The following is a 9,263-nucleotide window of genomic DNA, read 5'->3' on the forward strand; positions in this document are numbered from 1 at the left end:
ATCATGAGGCTAGTCTAGTGGGCTCGGGATTTGTATAAGAGACAGGCGCTACGCCGAGGTGCTGCCCGGCTCGACCTCCGGCGCCCTGGTCCAGGCCGCGGCGCTGCGGCAGGCCGGCGTGGCGCCGGGCGGCTTCGCACAGGTCACACAAGCCGGAACCCACGAGGCGGCGCTGGCCGCGCTGCTGACCGGAACCGCCGACCTCGCCGCCCTGGCCGAGGAGCCCTGGCGCAAGCTGAAGGCTGAGAACCCGCAGGTCGCCGAAGGCCTGGTCGAACTCTGGCGCTCAGCCCCGCTGCCGCCCGGCCCGGTGGTCTGCATCCGCGCCCCGACGACGCCGTGCGATAGGATTGGGGCCGTGCTGTTGGACGATGGCGCAGCTGCCGCCGACCTCGCCAAGGGCTGGTCGGAGACGGAAGGGGCGGTGCGGTTCAAGGGCTACGATGACCGGCCCTATGCGGGGTTCCGCGAGTGATCGCACAAGTCTGAAGCGCGCCGCATTGAGATTAAGCGCCGCCTTTCTTGATGGTCACGAGAATTTCGCCTTCGCCCTTGTATAGGATACGAAAGATTTGAGCCGCTCCCTGCAGCCAATCGGCCTGATCTTGAATGCTCCAAGGAGTCCCCTTTGGGGGAATCTCATTCAGCAACCCTTCGATGAACGGGTTTAGTTCTCGGGCCGCCACTGCTGTGCCCATGTGCGCACGACCAGGATCTCTGTCCTCAGAGTGGGCCACCTCGGCAATGGCCGAAGCCGTCGACGTCCCAGACGCAGTTCCGGCGGCTGCGACGACCTGTGATATGACTGGCGCGACAAGCCGATCTTCGCTTCCAGTCGGAAAGAATCCGGCGGACCTTGCTGACCGCTCGAATGTCTGGCGAGCTTTTTCCCTCTGCTTCGTCGCGACACCAAAGGTCGTGAATGCGTGCTCTAGGCCAGCGCGCCCCGGTAGTGTCTTTCCGCGATATTCGTCGAACGCCCGCCGATAGAGTTCAACGTTGAGAAATGCGTCAACTTTGGCTGCTCGCTCCGTGGCCCCGTCAAGGATGTCATATCCCAGTGCCGTCAGGCTCCACCGTCCCTGTTGGCTATCGATCAATCCAAATTGCTTTGCTGCACTGAGCTTGTTCGCAAGCGTCCCCCCCGCACTGTTTAGTGCTGCAGAGACTTGATCGCGCTCCATGGGGACCCCCCCCCCGACAGAATGCATGGTGCGGGCGAGCTTAATTGCTTCGTCCAGGTCGGTGTACGGGAAGGCAATCGTAGAGATTTCACGCGCTCGCGTTGATCCCGAGCCTTCTGAGCCACTGGTTGGCGACATTCTTAAGCACCCCCTTTGTTGGGCGCGGGATTAATCCCGCGCCGCAGGCATTGGTGATTTGCGCCTACTAATTTGTGCAGGCAGCCTCGTTAGCGCTTTCGACTAGAGTCTCAAATGATAGGCGCGACGGGCGGGCTTTACGTGGGTACGGACCGGCACTTGGCGCCTTGTCCGACGGCGTTTCGACCGCATCTTGGGCTCCCTATTGGGGTGGCTGCCCTTGCAAAATGACCGAGCGCATGGCACATTAGCCGCGCGTCAAAACGCGGTTGAGCGCCACAACGCTCGGCCTTCCGGAACGAGGGGCAGAGACCCTTTTCCGATCCTGTTCAGCGGCCCCGGCGGGTGTGTCACCACCCGAATCCCGGGGCCGTTGGACTCTGGACGCGCCGCGATGATGCCGCATTCACCCCAACCATGCAACTGGCGAAGCTGAAGCCTCGCCAAAATCTTGACCGCAATTTCGCTTGGCGGGCATTACTTTCGGTAACGGCTCCACACTGCATTGTAATTTATGTGTTTTTTTGCGGTAATTTTACCGCCGCTCTCCGCGGAGACGCTTTAAAGCAGTCGAGTACGACCACAGGGAAGGCCGAGAACCGCGCAGCGAAACACGTACGGGAAATTCGGCGGTGAGCGCGAACATGCGTGAGTCGCCCGCCCGGAAGCCCTCAGAAGAACTCGTCCATCAGCCGGTAGAAGGCGCAGGCGGCTTCGTCGACGGCGGTGAGCGGGTAGCGCTCGCGGAGGATGGCGGCGGCGTCGAGGTGGGGGTGGTTGAACTTCGCCGAGCGCAGGAAGAGGGCCAGGTCCTGCCAGCGGTCGGCCAGGCCGAAGCGGCCGAGGTCGACCATGCCGACCGGGCGGCCGGGGCTCCAGATGAAGTTCGGCAGGCTGGCGTCGCCGTGGGTGAGGACCAGGCGCTCAGTAGCCGGGCGAGTGGCGATGGCGTGGTCGAGGGCCTGGCGCGCGGTCCAGCCGGCGCGCTCGGCGTCGAAGTCGTCCTCGTCGACCAGGCCGGCGGCGACGTGGCGCTCGGCGATGGCGAACTTGGCGGCCAGGCTCATGTCGTAGGGGCAGTCGGCGGGATCGAGGGCGTGCAGGCGGGCCAGCAGGTCGACCGTGGCGGCCAGGGCGTCGGCGGCGTCCTCACGCGCCACATGCGAGACCGCCTGGCCGTACAGCCGCTCGCTGATCAGGCAGAAGCCGCCTTCGAAGGCGCCGCTCCATAGGTTGGCGGCGACGCGCACCCGGCCGCCCAGCCAGCGCACGACCTGCGCCTCGCGCGCTAGGGTCTCGGCGCTGCCGGGATGGTCGCCGGGGGCGAACTTGACGACGCAGGGGCCGACCGTCGCGATCAGGTCGCCGGACTGGCCGTGCCCGACCACGTCGACGGGCGCGCAGCCGTGCGGCAGGCCCGCCTCCTCCAGCATGCAACGGACATAGTCCTCGATGGAAGCGACCTCGTACATGGCCGCCTCCTCACACGCCAAAGTCCAGGTTCGATGGAGGCTAGGTGGTGACGAGCCTCGCCAATGTCACCCCCTCGCTGACCTGGTCGCCCACAGAAACCGACAGGGACTCGACCTGGCCGTCGAAGGGCGCGCTGAGGGCATGCTCCATCTTCATGGCCTCGAGGGTCAGCAGGGCCTGGCCGCGGACGACCTTGTCGCCGACGCTGACCGAGACGGCGACCACCTTGCCCGGCATCGGCGAGGCGATCGCCCCGTCGCCGCCGCCGCCGTGGGCGGCGTCCTTGAGCGGCGGGCGCAGGGTAAGGACGAAGGTCTCGCCGGCGTCGAAGACCACCACCTCGCCGTCGTCGGTCAGCAGCACGTCGCCCGGAACGTCGTCGGAATAGAGCGGCGCATCGAACCCCCGGTCGCCGAGATAGAGTCGCATGGAGGCGGCCGGCGCGGCGTTGAGCCGGAAGCCGGTCAGCCCCTCCCACGGATCGGCGGGGGCGTCTTCTTCCGCGTCGAGGGTGACGGCCATGGCGGCCGAGGCGAGCGCGTGCTCGGACGGGGCCGGCTGGGCGGCCAGAGCCTCCAGCCGCGCCTCGATGAAGCCGGTGTCGACGTCGCCGGCGATGAAGTCCGGATGGTCGAGGCAGCGGGCCAGGAAGCCGGCGTTGGTCTTCACCGGCCAGACCTCGACCTCGCTGCAGGCCTCCGCCAGCAGGTCGGAGGCGCCCTCGCGGGTCGCGGCGTGGGCGATCAGCTTGGCGATCATCGGGTCGTAGAAGGGCGAGACCTCGCCGCCCTCCTCCACGCCGGTATCCACGCGGACCAGGTCCTCGGGCAGCTTGAAGTGCTCCAGCGGGCCGATCGAGGGCAGGAAGCCGGCGGACGGGTTCTCGGCGTAGAGCCGCGCCTCCATGGCGTGGCCGGAAAGCTCGATGTCCTCCTGGGCCAGCGGCAGCGGCTCGCCGGCGGCGACGCGGATCTGCCATTCGACCAGATCGACGCCGGTGACCGCCTCGGTGACCGGATGCTCGACCTGCAGGCGGGTGTTCATCTCCATGAACCAGATGCGGTCGGGCTGCAGGCCGTCGCTGGCGTCGGCGATGAATTCGACGGTGCCGGCGCCGACATAGCCGACCGCCTGGGCGGCGCGGACGGCGGCCTGCGTCACCGCGGCGCGGGCCTCAGCGCTCATGCCCGGCGCGGGCGCCTCCTCGATGACCTTTTGGTGGCGGCGCTGCAGCGAGCAGTCGCGCTCATAGAGGTGGACGACCTGGCCCTGGCTGTCGCCGAACACCTGCACCTCGATGTGGCGCGGGCGGGTGACGTAGGTCTCCAGCAGCACCCGGTCGTCGCCGAACGAAGCGGCGGCCTCGCGCTGACACGAGGTCAGGGCCGCAGCGAAGGCGGCCGCGTCGTCGACCTTGCGCATGCCCTTGCCGCCGCCGCCGGCGACGGCCTTGATCAGCACCGGATAGCCGATCTTGTCGGCCTCGGCCTGGAGCCGCGCGGGGCTCTGGTCCTCGCCGAGGTAGCCCGGGGTGACCGGCACGCCGGCATTGGCCATCAGCGACTTGGCGGCGTCCTTCAGGCCCATGGCGCGGATCGCCGAAGGCGGCGGCCCGATCCAGGTCAGGCCGGCGGCGACCACCGCCTCGGCGAACTCGGCGTTCTCCGACAGGAATCCGTAGCCGGGATGGATGGCGTCGGCGCCGGTGGCCAGGGCCGCGTCGATGATCTTCTCACCTACCAGATAGCTCTCGCGGGCGGCGGCGGGGCCGATCAGCACGGCCTGGTCGGCCATGCGCACGTGCGGCGCATCAGCGTCGGCTTCGGAGTAGACGGCGACGGTGGCCAGGCCCATGGCCTGGGCGGTGCGGAAGACGCGGCAGGCGATCTCGCCACGATTGGCGACCAGAATGCTGCTGATCATGGTCACATCCGGAAGACGCCGAACCGGGTTTCCGGGATCGGCGCGTTAAGGGCGGCGGAGATGGAGAGGCCCAGGACGTCTCTCGTCTGGACCGGGTCGATGATGCCGTCGTCCCAGAGCCGGGCGGTGGCGAAATAGGGCGAGCCCTCGTGCTCGTAGCGCTCGCGGATCGGGGCCTTGAAGGCCTCTTCCTCGGCGTTCGTCCACTTGTCAGCGTCGCGGTGGACGGTGGCCAGCACGCTGGCGGCCTGCTCGCCGCCCATCACGCTGATGCGGCTGTTGGGCCAGGTCCAGAGGAAGCGCGGCGAATAGGCCCGGCCGCACATGCCGTAGTTGCCGGCCCCGAACGAGCCGCCGATCAGCACGGTGAACTTGGGGACTTCCGCCGAAGCGACCGCCGTGACCAGCTTGGCCCCGTCCTTGGCGATGCCGCCGGCCTCGTACTTTCCGCCGACCATGAAGCCGGAGATGTTCTGCAGAAAGACCAGCGGGATCTTGCGCTTGCAGGCCAGCTCGATGAAGTGCGCCCCCTTCAGCGCGCTCTCGGAGAAGAGGACACCGTTGTTGGCCAGGATGGCGACCGGCTGGCCCCAGATCCGGGCGAAGCCGCAGACCAGGGTCGTGCCATAGAGGGCCTTGAACTCGTCGAAGTCCGAGCCGTCGACGATGCGGGCGATGACCTCGCGCACGTCGTAAGGCGCGCGCACGTCGGTGGGCACGATGCCGTAGAGCTCCTGCGGATCGTAGGCCGGCGGGCGCGGATCGCGCAGGTCCTGGTCGACCTGCTTGGAGGTGTTCAGGTTGGCGACGATCGAGCGGACGATGGTCAGGGCGTGCTCGTCGTCCTCGGCCACATAGTCGACGACGCCGGAGCGGCGGCCGTGGGTGTCGGCGCCGCCGAGCTCCTCGGCGGTGATCACCTCGCCGGTGGCGGCCTTCACCAGCGGCGGGCCGCCGAGGAAGATGGTGCCCTGGCCGCGGACGATCACCGTCTCATCGGACATCGCCGGGACATAGGCGCCGCCGGCGGTGCACGAGCCCATGACGCAGGCGATCTGGGGGATGCCCTCGCCGCTCATCCGGGCCTGGTTGAAGAAGATGCGGCCGAAGTGCTCACGGTCGGGAAAGACCTCGGCCTGATGCGGCAGGTTCGCGCCGCCGGAGTCCACCAGATAGACGCACGGCAGGCGGTTCTGCATGGCGATCTCCTGCGCCCGCAGATGCTTCTTCACGGTGGTCGGGAAATAAGCCCCGCCCTTCACCGTCGCGTCGTTGGCGACGATCATCACCTCGCGGCCGCAGACCCGGCCGATGCCGGTGATGATGCCGGCGCCCGGGGCCTCGTCGCGATAGAGGCCGTGGGCCGCCAGGGCGGCGACCTCCAGGAACGGCGAGCCGGGATCGAGCAGCCGCTCGACCCGCTGGCGCGGCAGCAGCTTGCCGCGCGCGGCGTGGCGCTGGCGTGATTGCTCGGGACCGCCGAGCGCCGCGTGGGCGGCATGCTGCGCCAGCTCGGCGGCGAGCGCGCGGTTGTGGGTGTCGTTGGCCTGGAACGTCGCCGAGGCCTTGTCGATCGCGGTGGCGAGCTTGCTCATGCGCCCAGCAGCTCCCGGCCGATCAGGAAGCGGCGGATCTCGTTGGTGCCGGCGCCGATGTCGTAGAGCTTGGCGTCGCGGACCAGCCGCTCGACCGGAAACTCCTTGGTGTAGCCGGCGCCGCCCAGCGCCTGGACCGCCTCCAGGCTGACCTTCACCGCATTCTCCGAGGCCAGCAGGATCGCGCCGGCCGCGTCGAAGCGGGTGGTGAGGCCGGCGTCGCAGGCCTTGGCCACGGCATAGACGTAGGTGCGGGCCGAATTCAGGGCGACGTACATGTCGGCGATCTTTCCCTGCATCAGCTGGAACGAGCCGATCGGCTTGCCGAACTGCTTGCGCTCGCGGACATAGGGCAGGACCACGTCGAGGCAGGCCTGCATGATGCCGAGCGGGCCGGCGGCGAGCACGGCGCGCTCATAGTCGAGGCCGCTCATCAGCACCGCAGCGCCGCCGTTCAGCGGGCCCATGACATTCTCCTCGGGGATCTCGCAATCCTCGAACACCAGCTCGGCGGTGTCGGAGCCACGCATGCCCATCTTGTCCAGCTTGGGCGAGACGCTGAAGCCCTTCATGCCCTTCTCGACCAGGAAGGCGGTGACGCCGCGGCTGCCCTCGTCGGGCGAGGTCTTAGCGTAGACCACCAGGGTGTCGGCGTGCGGCGCGTTGGTGATCCAGAATTTCGTGCCGTTGAGCACGAAGCGGTCGCCGCGATGCTCGGCGTGGGTGCGCATCGAGATGACATCGGAGCCGGAGCCGACCTCGCTCATCGCCAGCGAGCCGACGTGCTCGCCGCTGATCAGCTTGGGAAGATACTTGCGCTTCTGCTCGGGGCTGCCCCAGCGGCGGATCTGGTTGACGCAGAGGTTGGAGTGGGCGCCGTAGGACAAGCCCACCGAGGCCGAGGCGCGGGAGACTTCCTCCATCGCCACCACATGCTCGAGATAGCCGAGGCCGAGGCCGCCGAACTCCTCCTCGACGGTGACGCCGTGCAGGCCGAGCTCGCCCATCTGCGGCCAGAGCTCGCGCGGGAAGGCGTTGCTGGCGTCGACCTGGGCGGCGATCGGGGCGATCTTGTCGGCGGCGAAGCGCGCGGTGGTCTCGCGGATCGCATCGGCGGTCTCGCCGAGGCCGAAGTGGAAGCTGGGACCGGTCATTCGGGCTGCCTTCTGCGGGGCGGTCTGGAACTAGCCTCGCAAAACTAGCGACCGAAGAACAATCCACAAAATTGAACGATCATGATGCACATGATAGATAGCATCTATCATGGACCGGTATCTGCTGCGCTACTTCCTGGCCATCGTCGAGACCGGGAACTTCAGCCGCGCCGCGGCGCGCGAGAACGTCGCCCAGCCCACCTTGTCGGCCGGCATCGCCAAGCTGGAGGCCCAGTTGCAGGCGCGGTTGTTCGACCGCACCAATCGCCGCGTTCACCTGACCGAGGCCGGCAGCCGGCTGCTGGTCCACGCCCGCCGCATCGAGCACGAGTTCAACCTGGCTCAGGCCGCGGTCGCCGGCGCGGCGCCGGCGCAGTTGCTGCGGGTGGCGGTGCTGTCGACCATCCCCGCCACGCTGATCGAGGAAATCCTGACCCGCCGCCCGCCCGGCGCCGAGCGCATCGAACTGCTGGAAGGAACCGAGCGCGAGGTGCTCAGCCTGCTGGACCGCGGCCGCGCCGACGCGGCCCTGACCGTAATAAATCCGTCTACGGATCGTTTCGCCGGCGAGCAGCTGCATGAGGAGGGCTATGGCCTGGCCCTGCCCGCCGGCCACCGGCTGGCCGGCGCCGGGAGCATCGAGGGCGAGGCGCTGGCCGACGAGGTGATGATGGTCCGCCGCCATTGCGAGGTGCTGGCCCAGACCAGCCGCTACTTCACCGACCGCGGCGTGCGGCCGTTCTTCAGCTATCGCGGGGCCGGCGACGAGAAGGTGCTGGCCCTGGTTCGCGCCGGTCTGGGGATCACAGTCATGCCCGACAGCTACCGCGACCCCGGGGTGGCGCGGGTCGGGCTCGAAGGGTTCACGCCGCGGCGGGTGATCGGCCTGTGCTATGCGGGCGAGGCTGCGCGCCCCAGCGCCTTCGTCCAGGCGGCGCGCGAGGTGTGCGGCGAGATGGGCTGACGGGTCAGGGTAACGCCCGATGCCCGCGAGCGCAGCCGCATGTTTCCCTTCCCCGGTCGTCCACCGGAGACCCGCCATGACCGCCTCGCGTGCGAAACGCAGTTTGAGGCTGCCCAGCGACCTCGGCGCGATGCGCACGATCATGGCCGCCGACCGCACGCTGATGGCGTGGGTCCGCACCTCGTTGTCGATGCTCAGCTTCGGCTTCACGATCTACAAGTTCCTCGAGAGCGCCGTGCAGAGCGACCAGCTGGCGCGCGCCGACAGCCCCCAGCACGTCGGGCTGTTCCTGGCTGGAGTCGGCACGCTCTCGATGCTGTTCGGCGTGATCAGCTATTGGACGACCCTGAAGGACCTGCAGCGCACCGAAGAGTTCCGCCTGGGCCGACCGGCGCTGTTCATCTCGCTGGTGATGCTGATGGCCGGCGTCGCGCTGTTCCTCGGAATCGCCGCGAGGGTGGTCTAGTCCTTGCGGAACTTGAGCGACCCGTCGGACGTGGCGATCACCAAGGCGCCGTCGGCGGTGAAGCTGTAGCCCGAGGCGGTCTCCAGCGCCTTCAGGTACTTCTCCTCCTGCTGCATCAGCGAGGGGGCGCAGGCCATCATGGTCGAGCCGAGCTTGCCGAAGGTCAGCTTGTCCCCTGCCTGGGTCCAGCTTCCGAAGTAGCGGTTGCAGCCGCCGGCCCCCGCGGCCGAACCGTCCTTGGCCAGGGTCAAGGTGACATGCGAGCGGTCGATGATCCCGCCGCCGAGCAGGTCCTCCAGCCGCCATTCCGGGCCGACCAGGTGGTGAAGATCACCTATGACGGCCTGGTCGAGATGCTGGGCGGCG

Annotated in this window: 9 protein-coding genes; 3 read left to right on the plus strand and 6 right to left on the minus strand. The window is 68.2% G+C overall.

The window, feature by feature from the left end:
* Positions 1-34: 34 nt before the first annotated feature.
* Positions 35-475 carry a PhnD/SsuA/transferrin family substrate-binding protein gene (locus OUA97_RS22505; protein WP_267234332.1) on the plus strand — a complete coding sequence of 147 codons (441 nt, stop codon included), beginning with the start codon at positions 35-37 and terminating at the stop codon, positions 473-475.
* 31 nt (positions 476-506) lie between these two features.
* On the opposite strand, the gene OUA97_RS22510 is transcribed toward OUA97_RS22505, so the two are convergent.
* From OUA97_RS22510 to OUA97_RS22530, 5 genes are all read right to left on the minus strand, one after another.
* The gene (locus tag OUA97_RS22510) at positions 507-1,184 is read right to left on the minus strand and encodes a hypothetical protein (RefSeq protein WP_267234324.1); all 678 of its coding nucleotides are present in this window, start codon (positions 1,182-1,184) and stop codon (positions 507-509) included.
* A gap of 809 nt (positions 1,185-1,993) precedes the next feature.
* Positions 1,994-2,794 (minus strand): aminoglycoside 3'-phosphotransferase, encoded by an 801-nt coding sequence (locus tag OUA97_RS22515; RefSeq protein ID WP_267234325.1) that lies wholly within the window; start codon positions 2,792-2,794, stop codon positions 1,994-1,996.
* A 40-nt stretch (positions 2,795-2,834) separates the two neighbouring features.
* A complete protein-coding gene (locus OUA97_RS22520) occupies positions 2,835-4,718 on the minus strand; it encodes an acetyl/propionyl/methylcrotonyl-CoA carboxylase subunit alpha (protein ID WP_267234326.1) in 1,884 nt (627 codons plus the stop codon).
* 2 nt (positions 4,719-4,720) lie between these two features.
* A complete protein-coding gene (locus OUA97_RS22525) occupies positions 4,721-6,313 on the minus strand; it encodes a carboxyl transferase domain-containing protein (RefSeq protein ID WP_267234327.1) in 1,593 nt (530 codons plus the stop codon).
* Positions 6,310-7,467 (minus strand): isovaleryl-CoA dehydrogenase, encoded by a 1,158-nt coding sequence (locus OUA97_RS22530; protein WP_267234328.1) that lies wholly within the window; start codon positions 7,465-7,467, stop codon positions 6,310-6,312. The genes OUA97_RS22525 and OUA97_RS22530 overlap by 4 nt, the downstream gene beginning before the upstream one ends.
* Before the next feature lie 109 nt (positions 7,468-7,576).
* On the opposite strand from OUA97_RS22530, the gene OUA97_RS22535 reads away from it, so the two are divergent.
* Together OUA97_RS22535 and OUA97_RS22540 are read left to right on the plus strand one after the other, a co-directional pair.
* Positions 7,577-8,431, plus strand: a complete 855-nt coding sequence (locus tag OUA97_RS22535) for a LysR family transcriptional regulator (RefSeq protein WP_267234329.1) — start codon at positions 7,577-7,579, stop codon at positions 8,429-8,431.
* A gap of 76 nt (positions 8,432-8,507) precedes the next feature.
* Positions 8,508-8,897 carry a YidH family protein gene (locus tag OUA97_RS22540; protein WP_267234330.1) on the plus strand — a complete coding sequence of 130 codons (390 nt, stop codon included), beginning with the start codon at positions 8,508-8,510 and terminating at the stop codon, positions 8,895-8,897.
* Here OUA97_RS22540 and OUA97_RS22545 read toward each other — a convergent pair.
* On the minus strand, positions 8,894-9,263 hold a 370-nt coding region (locus OUA97_RS22545; RefSeq protein ID WP_267234331.1), incomplete at its 5' end, for an META domain-containing protein. The genes OUA97_RS22540 and OUA97_RS22545 overlap by 4 nt on opposite strands.

It is taken from the genome of Phenylobacterium sp. 58.2.17 (genome assembly GCF_026411515.1).
Classification (GTDB): Bacteria; Pseudomonadota; Alphaproteobacteria; order Caulobacterales; family Caulobacteraceae; genus Phenylobacterium.

Coding starts and splice junctions, on each gene's coding strand:
- OUA97_RS22510 (WP_267234324.1), bottom strand. CDS start 1,184: ATGGAGCGCGATCAAGTCTCTGCAGCACTAAACAGTGCGGGGGGGACG.
- OUA97_RS22515 (WP_267234325.1), bottom strand. CDS start 2,794: ATGTACGAGGTCGCTTCCATCGAGGACTATGTCCGTTGCATGCTGGAG.
- OUA97_RS22520 (WP_267234326.1), bottom strand. CDS start 4,718: ATGATCAGCAGCATTCTGGTCGCCAATCGTGGCGAGATCGCCTGCCGC.
- OUA97_RS22525 (WP_267234327.1), bottom strand. CDS start 6,313: ATGAGCAAGCTCGCCACCGCGATCGACAAGGCCTCGGCGACGTTCCAG.
- OUA97_RS22530 (WP_267234328.1), bottom strand. CDS start 7,467: ATGACCGGTCCCAGCTTCCACTTCGGCCTCGGCGAGACCGCCGATGCG.
- OUA97_RS22535 (WP_267234329.1), top strand. CDS start 7,577: ATGGACCGGTATCTGCTGCGCTACTTCCTGGCCATCGTCGAGACCGGG.
- OUA97_RS22540 (WP_267234330.1), top strand. CDS start 8,508: ATGACCGCCTCGCGTGCGAAACGCAGTTTGAGGCTGCCCAGCGACCTC.